Here is a 19,797-nt window from a genome sequence, read left to right as displayed (position 1 = left end):
TCACCCGGACGAGTACCGCGTGAAGACTACTGTTTGGTAGGGCTATCGCAGGTCAGACCGCCGACATACGGTCACGGGGTGACGATCCCAGAGGCGACCACGATGAGTGAACTGATCGAGGACTGCGCGCAGCTCCCCGTCGTGCTCATCCACCCCGAGCACCCCCTCCCCGTCCCGCGCGACGCCGCGCCGTGGCAGGTCGACGAGCGGTGCGCCCACCAGGTCGAAGGCCTCGCCGAGTACGGCGTGTGACCTTCGGGGCTGGTCCGGCACGGGTTCGGCAGGGGCTCGGTCTCCAGGATCTGGTGGCCGGAACTCCGTCTCCGGCGCCTGGTCTGCGGGGTCCGGCTTCCGGGGCCCGATCGGCGGGATCCGATCTCCGGCGTCCTGACCTCGAGGGCCGGCATCCGACCTCCACACCAGCCCCCGACACTCCGGTTCCCGGCATCCGACCTCCAGCGCCGCGCTCGACACTCCGGTCGCCGGCATCGGAACACCAGGGGCCGACCCTCGGCGGTCCGGTCCCCCGGCATCCGCGGTCCTGCGCCTGCTCGCCGGGCTCCGACCTCCAGGAACCGACCTCCGGGCATCCGATCCCGGGAGCCACCTCCCGAAAACCTGACCCCAGGTCTCGCGTCCAGGTCTCACCCGGCAGGGGTTTTCGGTCCACACGCGGAGAGGCCGCGTTCCCGTCGATGCGGGAACGCGGCCTCTCCGCGTGGTCGCCTTAGTGGAACGAGTCGCCGCAGGCGCAAGACCCGCCGGCGTTCGGGTTGTCGATCGTGAAGCCCTGCTTCTCGATCGTGTCCACGAAGTCGATGACGGCGCCTTCGACGTACGGGGCGCTCATGCGGTCGACGGCGACCTTCATGCCGTTGAAGTCGACCATCGCGTCACCGTCGAGCGCACGCTCGTCGAAGAACAGCTGGTAACGAAGGCCTGCGCAACCACCGGGCTGGACGGCGATGCGCAGGTGCATGTCGTCGCGACCCTCCTGGTCCAGCAGCGCCTTGGCCTTGACGGCGGCCGCATCGGTCAGCGTCACGCCGTGGCTGGGCGCCTCGGAGGCGGTCGAAGCGGCATCCTGAGCGGTCGTCATGGCTCTCCTAAGAGGTCCTTTGCGGGCGGTTCACCCATCAACAACACGGGCGTGCCCCGCCTTGTTCCACTACCCATGGTCCCACAACGACACGTCATGTCGCCCCGGGTGTCGACTGTCACGTGGACCACGCTGGGGCCGGCCGATATATCAGCGCTGGACACGCACTTCAGCGAGACCACTGGTTCGCGACGTGGCTGGCCGTCGTGACGAGGCTGTCGCGGGCCTCCTCCATCGCCTTCTGCACGGAGCCGACGTGCTCGGACACCGAGTACGCCTCCTGGACGCCGGCCGCGCCCATCTCGCGGCGGCCGACGCTGACCTGGCCCGCGACGGCGACGCACGGGATGCCGCGTTCGGCGGCGCCGCCCGCGACGGCGGTGATGAGCTTGCCGCGCAGGGACTGCCAGTCGAAGCTGCCCTCGCCGGTGACGACGACGTCGGCGTCGTCGAGGGCGGCGTCGAGGCCGGTGAGTTCGCGGACGAGACCGGCGCCCGAAGTCACCGTCGCGCCCAGGGAGAGCAGCGCGGCACCCAGGCCACCCGCCGCCCCGGCACCCGATATATCGGATACGGGTTCGAGGACGTCCATGGCGGCGAGCTTCGCTTCGAGGCGTTCGACGGCTTCCGGGGACGCGCCCTTCTGCGGGCCGAACGTCCTGGCGGCGCCGTGCGGGCCGAGGAGCGGGTTCTCGACGTCGGACGCGGCGACCAGCGATACCCCGGTCAGGTCGACGCCGGCGCCGTCGTCGGCCTCGGCCAGGGCGGCGAGCATGCCGGCACCGCCGTCGGTCGTGCCGGAGCCGCCGAGCCCGACGATGACGACATCGACGCGGCTGGCACCGGCCGGGATGACATCGTTGTCATCCGCGTCCGTCCCGGACGCGACGGCTGCCGCGATCAACTCGCCGACGCCTCGCGTCGTCGCCGTCTCGCAGACCTGCGGACGGAGCTCCTTCGGGATGAGGTGGAGGCCGCAGGCTTCCGCGGACTCGATGTAGGCAACGTGTCGACCGGTTGCATCCGGACCATCGGTGTGCACGCTGAGCCAGCGGGCCTCCACGGGCTCGCCCAGCGGGCCGGTGACGGTGACATATCGGATATCGCCGCCCGTCGCGGCGTGCAGGACGTCGACGAAGCCGGGGCCTCCGTCGGCGAGCGGGCGTTGGACGACGACGTCGTCGGGCTTGGCCTCGTGCCAGCCGGTGGCGATGGCGTCGGCGGCCTCGCGGGCGGTCAGGGTGCCGCCGAAGCAGTCCGGAGCGATGAGTACGCGCACCTCGCGAAAGGTACAGAAAACCCGCTGCCCTACCCTGATGGTGTGAGGTTCTTGCGCCGCAACTCCGACGACACCGCAGCCACGGCCACGGAGGCGACCGACGAGGTCGCCGAGTCCACCCGCACCGCGGGCAAGGGCCGGCCCACGCCCAAGAGGCGTGAGGCGCAGGGTCGGCGCACCGGTCCGGTCCCGCCGCCTCCCCGCACGCAGCGCGAGGCGTTCAAGCGCATGCGCGGCAACAAGGTGAGCAAGGAAGAGCGCCGTGCCGCGGCCACCGAGCGCCGTCAGCGCATGATGGCGGGCGAGGACAAGTACCTGCTGCCGCGCGACCGCGGTCCGGTGAAGGCGTACATCCGCGACCTCGTCGACTCGCGCCGCAACCTCATGGGCCTGTTCATGCCGCTCGCGATCCTGGTGTTCGTGGCCCTGCTGACGCCGTCGCTGGCCGTGCAGCGCTACGCGACGCTCGCGACGACGTTCATGCTGCTCGCGATGGTCATCGAGGGCATCGTGCTCGGCCGCCTCGTCACGAAGCGGGTGCGGGCGAAGTTCCCGACCGAGCCGATCAAGGGCCTGTCGATCGGCTGGTACTCGTTCATCCGCGCGAGCCAGATCCGCAAGCTGCGCGTGCCCAAGCCGCGCGTGAAGCCGGGCGACACGCTCAAGTAGTGCGCGAGAAGCCTCGCAGGCTCCAGCTGCCGGAGAAGCTCCGGTGGAACCACAACGCGTGGTACCGCCGATGGCTCCTCCGGCAGTTGCCGTCCCGGGCCGGGTCGGCGCTCGACGTCGGCTGCGGGCTCGGCGAGCTGGCGCGGCAGATCAGGGCCGACGAGGTCACCGCGATCGACGCCAGCGCCCGCATGATCGAACGGGCGAGCGCGACGAGCGCCGGGGTGCGGTGGATCCAAGGTGACGTGCTCACCCACGACCTCGGGCGCTACGACGTCGTCACCGCGGAGGCGAGCCTGCACCACCTGCCGCTGCGGGTGGGCCTGACCCGGCTCGCCGAGCTGGTCGGGCCGGGCGGCAGGCTGGTCGTCGTCGGGCTGTACAGGACGGCGACGCGGGCGGACAGGGCGATGGAGCTCGTGACACTGCCCGCGAACACGCTCGTCGGGCTCGTGAAGGCCCTGGGTGGCGGCGAGGAGCCGCACGACCCCGAGATGCCGGTCGTGATGCACGCCCCGACGTTGAACGAGATCCGTGCGGCGGCGGCCGAGATCGTGCCCGGCGCGCGGATCCGCAGGCGCCTCTTCTGGCGGTATTCCATGGTGTGGCACGCTCCGGAAGTTCATTAGCAGCACGAACGATCTGGTCTAGGCTGCGAGCATGGAGTTTCGACGTCTAGGGCGCAGCGGCCTCAACATCAGCGCGATCACTTACGGCAACTGGCTGACCCACGGCTCGCAGATCGAGGAGGACGCCGCCACCGCGTGTGTGCGCGCGGCCCTCGACGCGGGCGTGAGCAGCTACGACACCGCCGACGTGTACGCGAACACAGCGGCGGAATCGGTGCTCGGACGCGCGCTGAAGGGCGAGCGCCGCGAGTCCCTCGAAATCTTCACGAAGGTCTACTGGCCCACCGGGCCCGGCGGCCCCAACGACCGGGGCCTGGGCCGCAAGCACATCATGGAGTCCGCGAACGCGTCCCTGAAGCGGCTGCAGACCGACTACGTCGACCTCTACCAGGCGCACCGGTGGGACGAGACCGTCCCGCTGGAGGAGACGATGACGGCGTTCGCCGACCTCGTCCGGCAGGGCAAGGTGCTCTACCTCGGTGTCTCGGAGTGGACGGCCGAGCAGATCGCGCGCGGCGCCGCCCTCGCCCGCGAGCTGAACGTGCCGCTGGTCTCCCACCAGCCGCAGTACTCGATGCTGTGGCGCGTGATCGAGCCCCAGGTGATCCCCACTTCCGAGCGTGAGGGGATCTCGCAGATCGTCTTCTCGCCGATTGCCCAGGGCGTCCTGACGGGCAAGTACCTGCCGGGCGCCGAGCTCCCGGAGGGCTCGCGGGCGGCCGACGAGCGCGGCTCGAAGATGATCGCCCGGTGGATGCGCGACGACGTCCTCACCGCCGTGCAGAACCTCAAGCCGATCGCCGAGGAGGCCGGTCTCACGCTGGCCCAGCTCGCCGTGGCGTGGGTGCTGCAGAACCCGAACGTCGCCTCCGCGATCATCGGCGCGTCGCGTCCCGAGCAGGTGACGGAGAACGTCAAGGCCGTCGGCGTGAAGCTCGACGCGGAACTGCTGAAGAAGATCGACGCCGTCCTGGAGGGCCTCGTCACCGACGACCCGCGGCTCACCGCCCAGGGCTGATCTACTCGGCCGGGTGCAGGCTCATCGGGCCGTACACCTCGGACTCCGCACGCAGCAGCGTGACCTGCTCGACCCCGGCGTCGAGCAGGTCACGCCACTGGGCGCCGAACCACTCCTCGGCCTCGGTCTGGTCCGCGAACATCACATCCGGGCCCGCGACGTCGCGTCCGTGTGCATCCTGGTACCGCCAGCGGTATTCCACGGACGAAGGCTAACTCTTGTCACCTCGCACGCTCGTGCTCGGAGGAGCGCGTTCAGGCAAGTCGGCGCACGCGGAAGGCCTGCTCACGGAGCAGGTCGTGACCTACGTCGCCACGGCGCGCAGATACCCCGACGACCCGGACTGGGACGCGCGCATCGCCCTGCACGTGGCGCGGCGGCCGTCCACGTGGCACACGGTCGAGGCGTCCGCTCCGGCCGACCTGCCCGCCCTGCTCACCGCGACCCGGTACGACGACCCGCCGATCCTGGTCGACGACCTGTCGACGTGGCTGGTCGGCGTGCTGGACGACGCCCGTGCGTGGGAGGGCGACCACTCGGACTCGGTCACTCCCCACCTCGACCAGCTCGTGCGTTCGGTCGCCACGTGCCGGGCGCGGCTGGTGCTCGTGACGGCGGAGGTCGGCCTCGGCGTCATCCCGTCGACGCGCTCTGGCAGGCTCTTCCGCGATCACCTCGGTGCGCTCAACGCGCGCGTCGCCGAGGTGTGCGACGAGGTCACGCTCCTCGTCGCCGGCATCCCGTTGAAACTGCGTTGATCACAACAGGGTTGATCACGAGCAGGGTTAGGAGCGACCAGGTGAGCACCGAGTTCCCGCCGGTGGAACCGCCGGACGAGACCGTTCTGCGCGAGGCCGAGGCCCGGCACGCGGTGCTGACCAAGCCGGTCGGCTCGCTCGGACGGCTCGAGGAGCTGGGCAACTGGGTCGCGGCCTGCCAGGGCGTCGTGCCGCCGAAGCCGTTCGTGCGGCCGCGGGTCGTCGTGTTCGCGGGCGACCACGGCATCACCGCCCAGGGCGTGTCGGCGTTCCCGAGCGAGGTGACCGGCCAGATGGTCGCGAACTTCCTCACCGGCGGCGCCGCGGTGAACGTGCTCGCGCAGGTCGCGGGCGCGACGGTGCGCGTGGTCGACATGGCCGTCGACGCGGACACCCCGGCCGCGGTCAGCCAGCACAAGGTGCGGCGCTCGTCCGGGTCGATCGACCGCGAGGACGCGCTCACCCGCGAGCAGTGCGAGCTCGCGATCGCGGCGGGCCGCGCGCTCGCCGACGAGGAGGTCGACGCGGGCGCCGACGTGCTCGTCGCCGGCGACATGGGCATCGGCAACACGACGCCCGCCGCCGTGCTGATCGCGTCGCTCACCGGCTCGGAGCCCGTCTCCGTCGTCGGGCGCGGCACCGGCATCGACGACCAGGCGTGGATGCGCAAGACGGCGGCGATCCGCGACGCGCTGCGCCGGGCCCGGCTGCAGATCAGCGACCCGGTGTCGTTGCTCGCCACGGCCGGTGGCGCGGACATCGCGGCGATGGCCGGGTTCCTGGCGCAGGCCGCCGTGCGCAAGACGCCGGTCGTGCTCGACGGCGTCGTCGTCGGCGCGGCCGCGGTCGTCGCCGAGGAGCTCGCGCCGGGTGCGCGCGCGTGGTGGGTGGCCGGGCACGAGTCGGCCGAGCCCGCGCACGCGATCGCGCTCGGGCACCTCAACCTGAAGCCGCTGCTGGAGTTCGGCATGCGGCTCGGCGAGGGTTCCGGCGCGGTGGCGGCGCTGCCGTTGCTGGTCTCGGCGGTGAAGGTGCTCGCGGAGATGGCGACGTTCGAGAGCGCCGGCGTGACGAACAAGGAATGAAGCTCCGCCCGTGAAACTGGCGTTCTCCTGGCTGACGGTCCTGCCGCTGCGCGTCGACGACGTCGATCGCGGAGCGGCGGGCCGGGCCATCGCCTGGACACCCGTCGTCGGCGTCGTCATCGGCGCGCTCGTCGTCGGCGTGCTCCAAGCACTCGCGATATCCAATACATCGGCGCTCGTGGCCGGGTTCCTGGTCGTCGGCGTCGTCGCGTTGTTCACGCGCGGTATGCACCTCGACGGGCTCGCGGACGTCGCCGACGGGCTCGGGTGCTACGGACCGCCGGAACGCGCGCTGAAGGTCATGAAGGACGGCGGCGCCGGGCCGTTCGGTGTCGTCTCGCTGATCGTGGTGCTGGGCGCGCAGGCCGCCGCACTCCCCCACGCGCACTGGACCGTGGTGCTGCTGGCGTTCGCGACCAGCCGGGCGGCGTTCGGCATCTGCTGTATGCGCGGCGTGCCCGCCGCACGGCCTGAGGGGCTCGGTGCACTCGTTGCGGGCACACAGCATCCCGGGATGGTCATCGCGACGTGGTCGGTGCTGGGACTTGCGGCGGTTCCGCTCGGCATCCGCGCCGTCGTCGGAGTCGTGGTCGCGGGCGCGCTCGTGTGGCTGCTCGTGCAGCACACCGGAAAGCGTTTCGGCGGCATCACCGGTGATGTGCTCGGTGCTGCCGCCGAAATCGCGCTCCTGGCCGTACTGGTGATCGCTTAGGACTTCAGCGTCGTCATCCAGCCGTGGGTGTCGGCGACGGCGCCGTGCTGCAGGCCGGTCAGGCGCTCGCGCAGCTTCATCGTCACCGAGCCGGTGCCGCCGTCGGCGATGTCGAACTCGCCACCGGCGTGCTTGACGTGGCCGACGGGCGTGATGACCGCCGCCGTGCCGCAGGCGAAGACCTCGGTGAGCTCACCGGAGGCGTTGGCCTTCTCCCACTCGTCGGTCGAGATGCGGCGCTCCTCCACGGTCAGGCCGAGGTCGGAGGCGAGCTCCAGCAGCGAGTTCCGGGTGATGCCCGGGAGCAGCGTGCCGGTCAGCTCGGGCGTGACCACCTTGTCCCCGAAGACGAAGAACAGGTTCATGCCGCCCATCTCCTCGACCCAGCGGCGTTCCACCGCGTCGAGCCAGACGACCTGGTCGCAGCCCTTCTCGGCGGCCTGCGCCTGCGCCACGAGGGACGCGGCGTAGTTGCCGGCGAACTTGGCCGCGCCGGTGCCACCGGGAGCCGCGCGGACGTACTCGGTCGAGAGCCACACGCTCACCGGGCGGACGCCGCCCGCGAAGTACGAGCCGGCGGGAGAGGCGATCAGCACGTAGAGGTACTCGGACGCGGGTCGCACGCCGAGGCCCTTCTCCGTGGAGATCATGAAGGGGCGCAGGTAGAGGGACTCCTCCGCGGCCGAGGGCACCCAGCGGTCGTCGACCGCGAGGAGCTGCCGCACGGACTCCAGGAAGAGCTCGTCGGGGAGTTCGGGCATCGCCATGCGGCGGGCCGACGCGCGGAAGCGCTCGGCGTTCGCCGCGGGGCGGAAGGACGCGATCGAACCGTCGGGCTGCCGGTAGGCCTTGAGCCCTTCGAAGATCGCCTGGCCGTAGTGCAGCACCATTGCCGCGGGGTCCAGTGCGAGGGTGGAGTACGGGCCGACTTCAGCGTCGTGCCAGCCCTTCTCGCGGTTCCAGCGGATCGTCACCATGTGGTCGGTGAAGTGCTGCCCGAAGCCCGGCTTGGCAAGTACCTCCGCTACGCGCTCCGGGGTCGCCGGGTGCGGGTGGGGAGTCCGGGTGAAAGGCAACGCGCTCGTCATGGGAGCACGGTAACCCGCAGGTGGGGATACGGAAAATCCACTTCCCAAAACTCGGACGTCCTACTAAGTCACAGCTTATAGAGTCCCCGGACATGACCGAGCCGCAGCGATCTTCAACTGGTGCCGACGTCCGCACCGTCTTGCAGGCAGCACTGCTCGTCCTGGGCACCGGGATGACCCTCCTGGACGGCTGGGTGCTCGGCGGTGTCGGCGGAGTGGTGTTCGCGGTCTTCATCGCCGCGATCTTCCTCTTCTGCTATCACGCCATCACCAAGGACAAGCAGGCCGACAACGGACGCATCATCGGCCTTGCGGTGTGTGTTCTCGTTCCGCTTCTCGTTTTCCTTTCAGCGTCGTCCTGACCGACGCCGAGAGGCCGATCAGGCCCGTGCCCACGCCCAGCCCCGCGAGGGAGATGAGCAGCGCGGGCACCGGCGTGCTCATCGCGAGCAGCACCGAGAGCCCGAGGCCGAGGCAGGCCGTGCGCATCGGCCACGTCCGGTCGTTCTGCAGCAGCACGCGCGCCGACGCGTTCGTGAAGGCGTAGTAGAACAACGTGCTGCACGCCGCCAGTCCCAGCGCGAGCCCCAGCGGCATCAGCACGACGGCGAGCGCGGCCGCGACGGCCACGACGACCGACAGCGCGCCGGGCCGCAGGCGGGTCGGCAGGTCGCCGTCCTCGGCGAGGCCGGTCAGCGTGCGGTGCGCGGACGCGAGGACGAAGTGCAGCGCGGCCACACCGGCCACCGCCGCGGCGACCTGCACGAGCGGCACCAGTGCCGCCGCGTCGGCCGCGACGAGCGCGTCCCGCAGCGGGGCGGGCGACAACGCGAGGCGCGCGCTGCCGAGCTGGCGGAGCACACCGGCGCCCACGGCCAGGTGGACGGCGAACGACAGTCCGATCAGGACGGGGATCGCGATCTTCAGCACGGACGGCGGGTGCGGCTGTTCGCCGCGGTGCGGGGCGGTGATCCGTTCGAACCCGGCGAACGCCACGAACATCAGCCCGGCGACGCCGACGAGCTCGTTGACGGTGCCCGCCTCCCCCGCCGACGGCACGGGCGCGATCGAGAAGCTCGACGCGACGACCAGCGCCAGCACGCCGAGGACGACCACCGACACCAGCACGCTGACACCCGTGGTGAAGCGGAACCCGACCGCGCCGAGCAGTGCCGTGGCGACGACGAGGGCGAGCGCGCCGAGCACCGGCTGGCCGGGCACGACGTACGCGCCGAACATCGACGCGACGGCGCCGGCCATGGCGGCGCGGCCCAGCAGGTGTGCGCTCGCCGTCATCCTCGCGGGCCACACGCCGAGCTGGGCCCGCACATATCCGTAACCGCCGCCGACGTCCGGGTAGGCCCGGGACTGGTCAGCGGTGGAGAAGGCCGAGCACAGGGCGGCGAACGCGGAGATGGCCAGCGCCGGGAGAACCCACCAGCCCGCAAGACCTGCGGCAGGGGCGAATCCGGCGAAGACCCCCGCACCGAGCACCGCGGGAAGACCGAGCGCGACCGTCGTGACGACCTCGCGTGGCTTGTGGGTCACGCGTACACGTTCTCAGATGGGGCATCCGGCCGTAACCACCCGGTCGGTTGATGCGTGAAACGGGCGAATCGCCACTGTGCGCAACTGTGAACGTCACGGATTGCGGCGAACGTGGCGGGGCTGGGCTTGGCTGGACCAATCCGACCTTTAGCATGGGTCACGATCCTGAGCCCCCGCACGCACAACCCTGGAGCAGCACGTGACAGCCCCGAAGCTGGCCCTCACCGAGGGTGACCTGAGCACCACCGCCGCGGACGCAGTCGTCGTGGGCACCCTGCAGGGTGCGGACGGTCTGGAGCTCGCCCCCGGTGCGGAAGCGGTCGCCGCCGCGTTCGACGGCGCGCTGCTCGACGTGCTCGGCACGCTGCGCGCGTCCGGCAAGGCCGACGAGCTCGTGAAGGTGCCGACCTTCGGCAAGATCGCCGCTCCGCTGGTCCTCGCCGTGGGCCTGGGCAAGACCGCCGGCGAGGAGCAGGTGCGCCGCGCGTCCGGTGTCGCCGCCCGCGCGCTCGGCGGCAAGAAGCGCGCGATCAACACGCTCGCCGCGCTGCACGTCGGTGCCGCGGCCGAGGGCACGCTGCTCGGCGCGTACTCGTTCACCGAGTACAAGTCGGACAAGGGCGAGGGTCCGGTCGCGAAGGTCGACCTGCACGCCGCCGGTTCCAAGGAGAACAAGGCCGCGCTGAAGGCCGCCGTGGCGATCGCCGAGTCCGTCGCCATCGCGCGCGACTTCATCAACACGCCGCCGAACGACCTCTACCCGGGCTCGTTCGCCGACCGCGCCGCGAAGCTCGCGACCGCCGCCGGCCTCGACGTCGAGGTGCTCGACGAGAAGGCGCTGAAGAAGCAGGGCTTCGGCGGCATCCTGGGCGTCGGCGGCGGCTCGACCCGCCAGCCGCGCCTCGTGCGCATCTCGTACAAGGGCGCCAAGGCGACGAAGAAGGTCGCGCTCGTCGGCAAGGGCATCACGTTCGACACCGGCGGCATCTCGATCAAGCCGGCCGCGGGCATGGACGAGATGACCTCGGACATGTCGGGCGCCGCCGCGATCGTCGCCACGATGGTGCTCGCCGCGAAGCTCAAGTACCCGCTGGAGATCATCGCGTCGATCCCGATGGCGGAGAACATGCCGTCCGGTGACGCGTACCGCCCCGGCGACGTGCTGACCATGTACGGCGGCAAGACCGTCGAGGTGCTCAACACCGACGCCGAGGGCCGCCTGATCCTGTCCGACGCCATCGTGCGCGCGTGCGAGGACGGCCCGGACTACCTGATCGAGACCGCGACCCTGACCGGCGCGCAGGTCGTCGCCCTGGGCAAGCGCACCTCGGGCGTCATGGGCTCCGACGAGTTCCGCGACCGCGTGGCCGCCATCGGCACCGCCGTCGGCGAGTCGGCGTGGCCGATGCCACTGCCCGAGGAGCTGCGCGCGGACCTCGACTCGCGCCTGGCGGACCTCGCGAACGTCACCGGCCACCGCTGGGGCGGCATGCTCGCGGCGGGCCTGTTCCTGCGCGAGTTCGTGGCCGAGGGCGTGCAGTGGGCGCACATCGACATCGCCGGTCCGGCGTTCCACACGGGTGGGCCGTACGGCTACACCTCGAAGGGCGGCACCGGTGTCCCGGTGCGGACCATCGCGGCCGTGCTGGCGGACATCGCGGCCAACGGCTGAGTTCTCTCGTTCGAGCGGGCGAGGATCCTCCGGGGTTCCCGCCCGTTCGGCTTTTCACGGCCACGGGAGGACGGTGAGCTCCGGCCACTGCTCACGCCAGCGGGCCGTTTTGGCCTCGTAGACGTGGCGGGGCGCGAGCACCGGGTTGGGCCTGACGACGAGGTTGAACACGTCGGACAGGCCGTGGGGTGCGTAGACCCGCCACCGGCCGTCGGGGTCCACGCGCACGCCGACGCAGCACGTGGTGGCGGCGAACGAGTCGATGGCCGACTCGGTCGAGTCGTGCGGCGGGCACGGCACGCCGAACTTCCGCTCGTACCAGAGGTGGACGCGGGCCTCGTTGCGGATCTCGACGACGGGTGCGTCGGCGAACCTCGCGCGACCGGCCCGGACGGCGGCGTCCTCGGCTTCCCAGGACAGGTCGGACGCGTCGAAGTAGAACAGGTCGTAGTCGAGGATCCCGTCCGCGGCGGATCTGCCGCTCACGACGTTCCACACCGTCTGGACCACGCATCCCGCCGTCAGGTACCAGCCGGGCAGGTCCAGCTCGGCCGCGCCGGCGAGGACACCGGTCAGCACCTCGTTGTGCGTTAGAACCTCTTGCAAAGCTTTGACCTGCTCATCAACAGGCAGGCGTCCCAGTCGCACGTCCGCTCCCCCAGGTGCGAATTTCGGCCGATTCTCGCAGTCCGGGCCCGGGGGGAGGAGGATTTCCACATGGGGACGCATCGCTACGAAGCCGACGTCGTCTGGACCGGCAACACCGGGAGCGGGACCTCCGGGTACAACTCCTACGAGCGCGCGCACGAGATCCGGATCGAGGGCAAGGAGACGATCCTCGGGTCGTCGGACCCGTCGTTCCGGGGTGACCGCAGCCGCTACAACCCCGAGGAGTTGCTCGTCGCGGCGCTGTCGCAGTGCCACATGCTGTGGTTCCTGCACCTCGCGTCGGTCAACGGCGTCGTGGTCACCGGCTACCGCGACCACGCGACCGGCACGATGACCGAGCACCCCGACGGGTCCGGGCGGATGACCGGGGTGATGTTGAACCCCGTCGTCACCGTCGCCGATCCGGGCACCAGGGAGACGGCGCAGGCGTTGCACGAGAAGGCCCATTCGATGTGCTTCATCGCGGCCAGCGTCAACTTCCCGGTGCGGCACGAGCCGATCGTGAAAACGGCTTGAGTCTCAAGCCGGTCGAGACAGCAGGGTGGCTGTCATGACCGACGAACAGCTCTACCCCATCGGGGACGTCGCGCGCCGCACCGGGTTGAGTGTGAGCGCCATCCGGTTCTACGCGGACGAAGGTGTCGTGCCGCCCACCGCTCTCACCGGTGGCGGCTATCGGCTTTATGACGTCGAGGCGATCGCGCGGCTCGAGTTCGTGCGGACGTTGCGCGATCTCGGGGCCGGTGTCGAGGACGTGCGGCGGGTGCTGGCCGACGAGATGTCGTTGCACGACCTCGCCAGTGCGCACCTCGTGGTCGTCGAACGGCAGCTGCGGCAGTTGCAGGGGCGGCGAGCGGTGCTGCGGACCGTTGTGGGGCAAGGCAGCAGCGCACGGCAGACCGCGTTGATGCACGCGCTCGTGTCACTGTCCGATGAGGACCGTGAGCGGTTGCTCGACGACTTCTGGGATGAGGTCGCGGACGGGCTGGTGGTGCACCCGGCGTTCGTCGAGCAGCTGCACCGGATGCGGCCCGTGTTGCCGCCGGAGCCGGACACCGAGCAGTTGCAGGCGTGGATCGAGCTCGCGGACCTGGTGCAGGACGCGGACTTCCGGCGCGAGGTGCGCACGTACTTCCACACCGCCTTCGCCTCGGCCGGCGCGGGCCGGGCGACGTCGCCGGAGGTGATGGCGCGCGTCGAGGCGCACCGGTTGATCGAGGTCGAGGCCTGGGAGGCGGAACGGTCCGGAGTGGAGCCCGGCTCGCCGCGCGGGCGTGAGATCGGCGGGCGGTTGCTCGCCTCGCTGGCCGGGCTCACCGGCGGGACGACGGACGTCCGGCGCGCGCTGACCGAACCCGATCCGGTCGTGGACCGGCACGCGCGGGAGGCCGTCGCGGAGTTCGAGGGCGTGCTGGAGCGGTACCTGGCGTTGATGGCGGCGATCAACCGGACCGAGGACGTCGGCACCGGCGCGAGCGAGGCGTGGATCGCCGCGGCGGTCCGCGCGGTCTAGCCGTTGCCGAGCTTCTTCTGGCGCGCCGTGTAGTCGCGCATGCGCTTGGGGTAACCGACGATGCCGGCGTCGTAGATCGGCATGCCGAGTTTGCGTGCGAACGACCTCGCGGCGTCCGGCGACGCGACCCGGCGGCGGGTCCACTCGCCGTCGTGGGCGACCAGGACCACAGTGGTTTCGGTCACCGTGGTCTTCGGTTCCACATAGGCCTCGACGCCCTGGCGGCTCCTGGTCCACTGCTCGAGGTGACTCGTGTCCTGGTTGGAGGCGGTACGCAGCACACCTGGGCGCGGCTTCCTGCGGAAACGGTCGAACAGCCCCATCGGGCACCTCCTGTGGCTTGCCACCTCCATGGTGCCAGGAAAGGGTGTTATGAGTAGGTGAATGATCGAGATTCGGAGGCGGTGTTGCCCATGCCGGATCACCGCGCTTCGACAACTAGTGACAAGATGGCCGCGTACCTCGCGCGCACCCGCGCGTAGTAAGTAATCCCGAGGAGATCCGAAGTGACTTCGCCGGAACTGGAGTCGGCCACCAACGCCGATCTCGTCATCCTCGGCGGTGGTTCAGGTGGCTACGCCTGCGCGTTCCGCGCGGCCGAGCTCGGCCTGTCCGTCGTCCTGGTCGAGAAGGACAAGCTGGGCGGCACCTGCCTGCACCGCGGCTGCATCCCGACCAAGGCGCTGCTGCACGCGGCCGAGGTCGCGGACAACGCCCGCGAAGGCGACCAGTTCGGCGTCAAGTCCTCGCTCGAGGGCATCGACATCGCCGGCGTGAACTCGTACAAGGACGGCGTGATCTCGCGGCTCTACAAGGGCCTGCAGGGTCTCGCGAAGGCCAACAAGGTCACCTTCGTCGAGGGCGCCGGCACGTTCGTCGGCCCGAACACCGTCGAGGTGAACGGCCAGCGCTACACCGGCAAGAACGTGGTCCTCGCGACCGGTTCGTACGCCCGGAGCCTGCCCGGCCTGGAGATCGGCGGCCGGGTCATCACCAGCGACCAGGCGCTCAACCTCGACTTCATCCCCGAGAAGGTCGTCGTCCTCGGCGGCGGCGTCATCGGCGTGGAGTTCGCGAGCGTGTGGCGTTCGTTCGGCGCCGACGTGACCATCGTCGAGGCCCTGCCCCGCCTGGTCCCCGCCGAGGACGAGTACGCGTCCAAGCAGCTGGAACGCGCTTTCCGCAAGCGCGGCATCAAGTTCAAGACCGGCGTCAAGTTCACCGGCGCGACGCAGACCGACTCGTCGGTGTCGGTCACGCTGGAGAACGGCGACGTCCTCGACGCCGACCTGCTGCTCGTCGCGGTCGGCCGCGGCCCGAACAGCGCGGGCCACGGCTACGAGGAGGCCGGGATCAAGATCGAGCGCGGCTTCGTCATCACCGACGAGCGCCTGCGCACGAACCTGCCGAACGTCTACGCCGTCGGCGACATCGTGCCGGGCCTGCAGCTCGCGCACCGCGGTTTCCAGCAGGGCATCTTCGTGGCCGAGGAGATCGCGGGCCAGAACCCGAAGGTCATCGACGAGGCGGGCATCCCGCGCGTCACCTACTGCAAGCCCGAGGTCGCCTCCGTCGGCCTCTCCGAGGCCGCGGCCAAGGAGAAGTACGGCGACGTCAAGACGTTCGTCTACGACCTCGCGGGCAACGGCAAGAGCCAGATCCTCAAGACCGCCGGTGGCGTGAAGCTCGTCAAGGCGCCCGACGGCCCGGTCGTCGGCATCACCATGGTCGGCGAGCGCGTCGGCGAACTCATCGGTGAGGCCCAGCTGATCTACAGCTGGGAGGCTTTCCCGGAGGACGTGGCTCCGCTGATCCACGCCCACCCGACCCAGACTGAAGCCCTCGGCGAGGCGTTCCTCGCCCTGGCCGGCAAGCCGCTGCACGTGCACGGCTGACCGTTCCCCACACAAAGTCAGCCACACGAGAGCACGAGGAGTCAGCGAACAATGGCCTTCTCCGTCCAGATGCCCGCACTCGGTGAGAGCGTCACCGAGGGCACGGTCACCCGGTGGTTGAAGCAGGAAGGCGACCGGGTGGAGGTGGACGAGCCGTTGCTCGAGGTGTCCACCGACAAGGTCGACACCGAGATCCCGTCCCCGGCGGCCGGCGTCCTGCAGAAGATCGTCGCGCAGGAGGACGACACCGTCGAGGTCGGCGGCGAGCTCGCGGTCATCGGTGACGGTGACGGCGGTTCCGCCGAGCCCGCGCCCGCCCCGGCGCAGGAGTCCGCCCCGGAGCCCGAGCCGCAGCAGACGCAGCCCGCGCCGCAGCAGCCTTCCGAGGAAGCCCAGGAGGCCCCCGCGGCCCCCGCCCAGTCGGGTGGTTCCGCCGAGGGCACCGACGTCACGATGCCGGCGCTCGGCGAGTCCGTCACCGAGGGCACCGTCACCCGCTGGCTGAAGCAGGTCGGCGACAGCGTCGAGGTCGACGAGCCGCTGCTCGAGGTCTCGACCGACAAGGTCGACACCGAGATCCCCTCGCCGGTCGCGGGCACGCTGCTCGAGATCGTCGCCGGTGAGGACGAGACCGTCGAGGTCGGCGGCAAGCTCGCCGTCGTCGGTTCCGGCAGCCCGCAGGCCGCTCCCGCCCCCGAGGCCAAGCCCCAGGAGACGGCACAGCCGAAGCAGGAGGCCGCCCCGGCTCCCGCTCCGAAGCAGGAGGAGGCCCCGAAGCCGGCTCCGGCTCCGCAGGCCGCTCCGGCCCCGGCCCCGCAGGCCGCGCCCGCTCCCGCCGCCGCTTCCTCGAGCGACGACGCGAACGGCACGCCGTACGTCACGCCGCTCGTGCGCAAGCTCGCGTCGGAGAACGGCATCGACCTGGGCTCGCTCAAGGGCACCGGCGTCGGTGGCCGCATCCGCAAGCAGGACGTGCTCGCCGCCGTCGAGGCCAAGAAGGCCCCGGCTCCGGCCCCCGCCGCCCCTGCTCCCGCGGCGTCCGCTCCGGCCGCTCGCACCGCCGCCCCGGCCGCGGTCGACAACTCGGGCAAGCGCGGCACCGTGCAGAAGCTCCCGCGCCTGCGCCAGATCGTCGCGCAGCGCACGCGCGAGTCGCTGCAGCAGTCGGCCCAGCTCACCCAGGTGTTCGAGGTCGACGTGACCAAGATCGCCCGGCTGCGCAACCAGGCCAAGAAGGCGTTCGAGGCCCGTGAGGGCGCGAAGCTCACCTTCCTGCCGTTCTTCGCGAAGGCCGCCATCGAGGCCCTCAAGGCCCACCCGGTGCTCAACGCGTCGATCGACGAGGAGCGCAAGGAGGTCACCTACCACGGTGCCGAGCACCTCGGTCTGGCGATCGACACGGAGCGCGGCCTGCTCAACGCCGTGATCCACAACGCCGGTGACCTGAACCTGTCGGGCATCGCCCACAAGATCGGTGACCTGGCGGCGCGCGCCCGTTCGAACAAGCTCACGCCGGACGAGCTCGCCGGTGGCACGTTCTCGCTGACGAACCTCGGCAGCAACGGCGCCCTCTTCGACACCCCGATCATCCAGCAGCCGCAGGTCGGCATCCTGGGCGTCGGCGTCGTCAAGAAGCGCCCGGTCGTCATGACCGACGAGGACGGCAACGACACCATCGCGATCCGCTCGATGATGTACCTCGCGCTCACCTACGACCACCGCCTGGTCGACGGTGCCGACGCGGGCCGCTTCCTCACGACGGTCAAGAACCGTCTCGAGGAGGGCGCGTTCGAGGCCGACCTCGGCCTCTGAGCAGGACTGATATCCGATATATCGGATATCGCCGCCCTGTGAGTCGCAATGCGAGACGCAGTGTGATCTGAAGGCCACCCCGGTTTACCGGGGTGGCCTTCGGCACATCCTGGGTCCGATATGTCGGATGCGGCTGTGCAGGTGACGTCGCGGTGGGGAACGATCTAGGTATGCGAGTCGTCATCGCGGGATCGTCGGGCCTGATCGGAACGAGCCTGGTGGCGTCCATGCGCGCCGCCGGCCACGAGGTGCTGCGGCTGGTGCGCCGCAAGGCCGCCGCTCCCGACGAACGCGGCTGGGACCCGTACGCCGGGCGCATCGACGACGGCACGTTCGACGGCGTCGACGCCGTCGTCAACCTGTGCGGCGCGGGCATCGGCGACAAGCGCTGGGACGACGCCCGCAAGCAGGTGCTGCACGACAGCCGCGTCGTGCCCGCCGAGGTGCTGTCGGCCGCGGTCGTCGAGCACGGCGTGCCCACCCTGGTCAGCTCGTCGGGCGCCCACTTCTACGGCGACACCGGCTCGCGGCTCGTGGACGAGGACGCGCCGGGCGGCCACACGTTCATGTCGCGGCTGACCCAGGACTGGGAGGCGGCGACGTCCGCGGCCCAGGAGGGCGGCGTTCGCGTCGTGCTGATGCGCACCGCCGTCGTCATCTCCCCCTCGGGCGGCGTGTTCGGCCGGTTGAAGCCGGTCTTCCAGTTCTTCCTGGGCGGCAAGCTCGGGACCGGTGAGCAGTACTTCCCGTGGGTGTCGCTGGACGACGTCGTGTCCGCCTACCGGTTCGTCGTCGAGCACGACGACATCCGCGGGCCGGTCAACGTCGCGGGCCCGGCGCCGGTCACGAACGCCGAGTTCACCAAGGCGGTCGGCAACGCGCTGGGCCGGCCGACGCCGTGGACGGTGCCCGCGTTCGCGCTCAAGGCCCTGCTCGGCGGTGAGATGGCGCAGGAACTGCTGCTGACCGGCCCCGGCCTGACACCGAAGGTGCTGGAGAGCCGCGGGTTCCACTTCCTGCACCCGGCACTGCCCTCCGCGCTGACCGCGGCGGTCGCATGACGCGGGCTGTCGCGGCGGTGCTCGTGATCTCGTGGATCCTCCTGGGACTCCCCGAGACGACCGGGCTGGACGTGTGGGTGCACGACGCGCTGCCCCGGCCGGAGTGGTTGAAGGCGACGGCGTTCGCGGTCAGCCTCGTGATGGGGCCGACGATCGGCTGGGCGTTCGCGGCCGTGCTGTTCGTGCTCGCCTGGAAGCGGCGTGACGCGCGGTTGTGGAAGGCGCTGGCCCTGCACGCGATCTGCTGCGCGACGTTGCTGACGCGGTTCCTGTTCGACCGCGTGCGGCCCGTCGAGTACCACCTGCCGAGCTACCCGAGCGGGCACACGGTCGCGGTCGCGTCGGTCGGGTTCACGATGGTCGTGCTGCTGAAGCGCGGCGTGCTGTGGGCCGTACTCGCGGTGCTGGTGGCGGGGTTCGCGAGGATCGTCCTCGAGATGCACTGGGTCACCGACGTCGTCGGTGCCGTGCTGGGTGTGACGGGCGTCGGTCTCTTGGCCGCGATGGTGCTGGGGTTGGTAACGTCGGGTCGTGAACTCGTGTCGCACCACGTCAGACCCCGTCGTCATCCGTGAGCTGGGGCTCATCGACTACATGGCGGCGTGGGACCTGCAGAAGGAGGTCGCCGAGGCGCGCGCGGCCGGCGGCCCCGACACCCTCCTGCTGCTGGAGCACCCGCCCGTCTACACCTGCGGCAAGCGCACCCTCGACGAGGAGCGCCCGCGCGGCGGCAGCACCCCGGTCATCGACGTCGACCGCGGCGGCAAGATCACCTGGCACGGCCCCGGCCAGCTCGTCGGGTACCCGATCATCAAGCTCTCCGACCCGATCGACGTCGTCGACTACGTGCGGCGCGTCGAGCAGGGCCTGATCGCCGTGTGCGACGAGCTCGGCGTGCACACCGGCCGGGTCGAGGGCCGCAGCGGCGTGTGGATCCCCGCCGACGACCGCGGTCCGGAGCGCAAGGTCGCCGCCATCGGCATCCGCGTGCAGCGCGGCGTGACCATGCACGGCTTCGAGATCAACTGCAACGCGAGCCTCGACGCGTTCGGCGACATCATCCCGTGCGGCATCGCGGACGCGGGCGTCGCTTCCCTCTCGCACGAACTGGGCCGTGACGTCACCGTCGCCGAGGTCCTTCCGCTCGCCCGTGACTCCGTGCTCGCGGCGCTCGACGGAACCCTCCCCCTGACGGACCGCACTTTGACCCGCTCTGGCCCCGTCGCGGCGGGGATCACCTTCGCTAGCATTCCGTAGCCCTGCGGCGGGGAACCGCAGGCTTGCGGAGGA

At 70.7% G+C, this 19,797-nt stretch carries 23 protein-coding genes; 16 read left to right on the top strand and 7 right to left on the bottom strand.

Annotated elements, in window-relative coordinates; translation table 11 throughout:
• The first annotated feature begins 78 nt into the window (after positions 1-78).
• Positions 79-252, top strand: a complete 174-nt coding sequence (locus tag BMY74_RS45375) for a hypothetical protein (protein WP_177230027.1) — start codon at positions 79-81, stop codon at positions 250-252.
• A 475-nt stretch (positions 253-727) separates the two neighbouring features.
• Here the strand turns inward: BMY74_RS45375 and BMY74_RS33455 are convergent, their stop codons facing one another.
• Together BMY74_RS33455 and BMY74_RS33450 are read right to left on the bottom strand one after the other, a co-directional pair.
• Positions 728-1,099, bottom strand: a complete 372-nt coding sequence (locus BMY74_RS33455) for a HesB/IscA family protein (protein ID WP_089922497.1) — start codon at positions 1,097-1,099, stop codon at positions 728-730.
• Between the two features lie 169 nt (positions 1,100-1,268).
• Positions 1,269-2,378 carry a glycerate kinase family protein gene (locus BMY74_RS33450; RefSeq protein WP_089922496.1) on the bottom strand — a complete coding sequence of 370 codons (1,110 nt, stop codon included), beginning with the start codon at positions 2,376-2,378 and terminating at the stop codon, positions 1,269-1,271.
• 42 nt (positions 2,379-2,420) lie between these two features.
• Between BMY74_RS33450 and BMY74_RS33445 the strand changes: the two genes are divergently transcribed.
• From BMY74_RS33445 to BMY74_RS33435, 3 genes are read left to right on the top strand one after another with little or no spacing between them, the layout of a single operon-like run.
• A complete protein-coding gene (locus tag BMY74_RS33445) occupies positions 2,421-3,047 on the top strand; it encodes a DUF3043 domain-containing protein (protein ID WP_089922495.1) in 627 nt (208 codons plus the stop codon).
• The gene (locus BMY74_RS33440; RefSeq protein ID WP_218159825.1) at positions 3,047-3,676 is read left to right on the top strand and encodes a class I SAM-dependent methyltransferase; all 630 of its coding nucleotides are present in this window, start codon (positions 3,047-3,049) and stop codon (positions 3,674-3,676) included. Before BMY74_RS33445 ends, BMY74_RS33440 begins: the two co-directional genes overlap by 1 nt.
• A gap of 31 nt (positions 3,677-3,707) precedes the next feature.
• Positions 3,708-4,694, top strand: a complete 987-nt coding sequence (locus tag BMY74_RS33435; protein ID WP_089922494.1) for an aldo/keto reductase family protein — start codon at positions 3,708-3,710, stop codon at positions 4,692-4,694.
• Between the two features lies 1 nt (position 4,695).
• Here the strand turns inward: BMY74_RS33435 and BMY74_RS33430 are convergent, their stop codons facing one another.
• Complete coding sequence (locus tag BMY74_RS33430; RefSeq protein ID WP_089922493.1) at positions 4,696-4,896, bottom strand: hypothetical protein; 201 nt, start codon at positions 4,894-4,896, stop codon at positions 4,696-4,698.
• Positions 4,897-4,912: 16 nt separating this feature from the next.
• Between BMY74_RS33430 and cobU the strand changes: the two genes are divergently transcribed.
• The 3 genes from cobU to BMY74_RS33415 are packed head-to-tail and all read left to right on the top strand — an operon-like array spanning position 4,913 to position 7,249.
• Positions 4,913-5,452, top strand: a complete 540-nt coding sequence (cobU, locus tag BMY74_RS33425; RefSeq protein WP_089922492.1) for a bifunctional adenosylcobinamide kinase/adenosylcobinamide-phosphate guanylyltransferase — start codon at positions 4,913-4,915, stop codon at positions 5,450-5,452.
• 41 nt (positions 5,453-5,493) lie between these two features.
• Positions 5,494-6,537 (top strand): nicotinate-nucleotide--dimethylbenzimidazole phosphoribosyltransferase, encoded by a 1,044-nt coding sequence (cobT, locus tag BMY74_RS33420; protein WP_089922491.1) that lies wholly within the window; start codon positions 5,494-5,496, stop codon positions 6,535-6,537.
• Positions 6,538-6,547: 10 nt separating this feature from the next.
• Positions 6,548-7,249: an adenosylcobinamide-GDP ribazoletransferase gene (locus BMY74_RS33415; RefSeq protein WP_089922490.1), complete on the top strand. Its 702-nt coding sequence runs from the start codon at positions 6,548-6,550 to the stop codon at positions 7,247-7,249.
• Here the strand turns inward: BMY74_RS33415 and BMY74_RS33410 are convergent.
• Positions 7,246-8,337 carry a branched-chain amino acid aminotransferase gene (locus tag BMY74_RS33410; RefSeq protein WP_089922489.1) on the bottom strand — a complete coding sequence of 364 codons (1,092 nt, stop codon included), beginning with the start codon at positions 8,335-8,337 and terminating at the stop codon, positions 7,246-7,248. The genes BMY74_RS33415 and BMY74_RS33410 overlap by 4 nt on opposite strands.
• Positions 8,338-8,429: 92 nt before the next feature.
• Between BMY74_RS33410 and BMY74_RS44395 the strand changes: the two genes are divergently transcribed.
• Positions 8,430-8,699 carry a hypothetical protein gene (locus tag BMY74_RS44395; protein WP_143091795.1) on the top strand — a complete coding sequence of 90 codons (270 nt, stop codon included), beginning with the start codon at positions 8,430-8,432 and terminating at the stop codon, positions 8,697-8,699.
• On the opposite strand, the gene BMY74_RS33405 is transcribed toward BMY74_RS44395, so the two are convergent.
• Entirely contained in the window at positions 8,638-9,885 is a 1,248-nt protein-coding gene (locus BMY74_RS33405) for an APC family permease (RefSeq protein ID WP_089922488.1), read from the bottom strand. The genes BMY74_RS44395 and BMY74_RS33405 overlap by 62 nt on opposite strands.
• Positions 9,886-10,084: 199 nt before the next feature.
• Between BMY74_RS33405 and BMY74_RS33400 the strand changes: the two genes are divergently transcribed.
• Complete coding sequence (locus tag BMY74_RS33400; protein WP_089922487.1) at positions 10,085-11,557, top strand: leucyl aminopeptidase; 1,473 nt, start codon at positions 10,085-10,087, stop codon at positions 11,555-11,557.
• Between the two features lie 54 nt (positions 11,558-11,611).
• Here the strand turns inward: BMY74_RS33400 and BMY74_RS33395 are convergent, their stop codons facing one another.
• Positions 11,612-12,163 (bottom strand): nucleotidyltransferase family protein, encoded by a 552-nt coding sequence (locus tag BMY74_RS33395; RefSeq protein ID WP_245786493.1) that lies wholly within the window; start codon positions 12,161-12,163, stop codon positions 11,612-11,614.
• A gap of 111 nt (positions 12,164-12,274) precedes the next feature.
• Here BMY74_RS33395 and BMY74_RS33390 point away from each other — a divergent pair, with 111 nt between their 5' ends.
• Both BMY74_RS33390 and BMY74_RS33385 read left to right on the top strand, forming a co-directional pair.
• Complete coding sequence (locus tag BMY74_RS33390) at positions 12,275-12,742, top strand: OsmC family protein (RefSeq protein ID WP_089922485.1); 468 nt, start codon at positions 12,275-12,277, stop codon at positions 12,740-12,742.
• Between the two features lie 34 nt (positions 12,743-12,776).
• Positions 12,777-13,739 carry a helix-turn-helix domain-containing protein gene (locus BMY74_RS33385; RefSeq protein ID WP_089922484.1) on the top strand — a complete coding sequence of 321 codons (963 nt, stop codon included), beginning with the start codon at positions 12,777-12,779 and terminating at the stop codon, positions 13,737-13,739.
• Here the strand turns inward: BMY74_RS33385 and BMY74_RS33380 are convergent.
• Positions 13,736-14,062 (bottom strand): oxidoreductase, encoded by a 327-nt coding sequence (locus BMY74_RS33380; protein ID WP_089922483.1) that lies wholly within the window; start codon positions 14,060-14,062, stop codon positions 13,736-13,738. The two genes, BMY74_RS33385 and BMY74_RS33380, sit on opposite strands and share 4 nt — an antisense overlap.
• A 183-nt stretch (positions 14,063-14,245) precedes the next feature.
• On the opposite strand from BMY74_RS33380, the gene lpdA reads away from it, so the two are divergent.
• The 5 genes from lpdA (at position 14,246) to lipB (ending at position 19,764) form a co-directional block, all read left to right on the top strand.
• The gene (lpdA, locus tag BMY74_RS33375) at positions 14,246-15,634 is read left to right on the top strand and encodes a dihydrolipoyl dehydrogenase (RefSeq protein WP_245786492.1); all 1,389 of its coding nucleotides are present in this window, start codon (positions 14,246-14,248) and stop codon (positions 15,632-15,634) included.
• Between the two features lie 51 nt (positions 15,635-15,685).
• Positions 15,686-17,446: a 2-oxoglutarate dehydrogenase, E2 component, dihydrolipoamide succinyltransferase gene (gene sucB, locus BMY74_RS33370; protein ID WP_089922482.1), complete on the top strand. Its 1,761-nt coding sequence runs from the start codon at positions 15,686-15,688 to the stop codon at positions 17,444-17,446.
• Between the two features lie 170 nt (positions 17,447-17,616).
• Positions 17,617-18,507, top strand: coding sequence for a TIGR01777 family oxidoreductase (locus BMY74_RS33365; protein ID WP_089922481.1), 891 nt, complete (start codon positions 17,617-17,619; stop codon positions 18,505-18,507).
• Positions 18,504-19,082 carry a phosphatase PAP2 family protein gene (locus tag BMY74_RS33360; protein WP_089922480.1) on the top strand — a complete coding sequence of 193 codons (579 nt, stop codon included), beginning with the start codon at positions 18,504-18,506 and terminating at the stop codon, positions 19,080-19,082. The genes BMY74_RS33365 and BMY74_RS33360 overlap by 4 nt, the downstream gene beginning before the upstream one ends.
• Entirely contained in the window at positions 19,039-19,764 is a 726-nt protein-coding gene (gene lipB, locus BMY74_RS33355) for a lipoyl(octanoyl) transferase LipB (protein ID WP_089922479.1), read from the top strand. The genes BMY74_RS33360 and lipB overlap by 44 nt, the downstream gene beginning before the upstream one ends.
• The last annotated feature ends 33 nt before the right edge of the window (positions 19,765-19,797 follow it).

It is taken from the genome of Lentzea albida (genome assembly GCF_900111005.1).
Taxonomy (GTDB): Bacteria; Actinomycetota; Actinomycetes; order Mycobacteriales; family Pseudonocardiaceae; genus Lentzea; species Lentzea albida.
The sequence above is the reverse complement of the archived record's forward strand: the minus strand, read 5'-3'. Positions and strand labels throughout refer to the sequence as shown.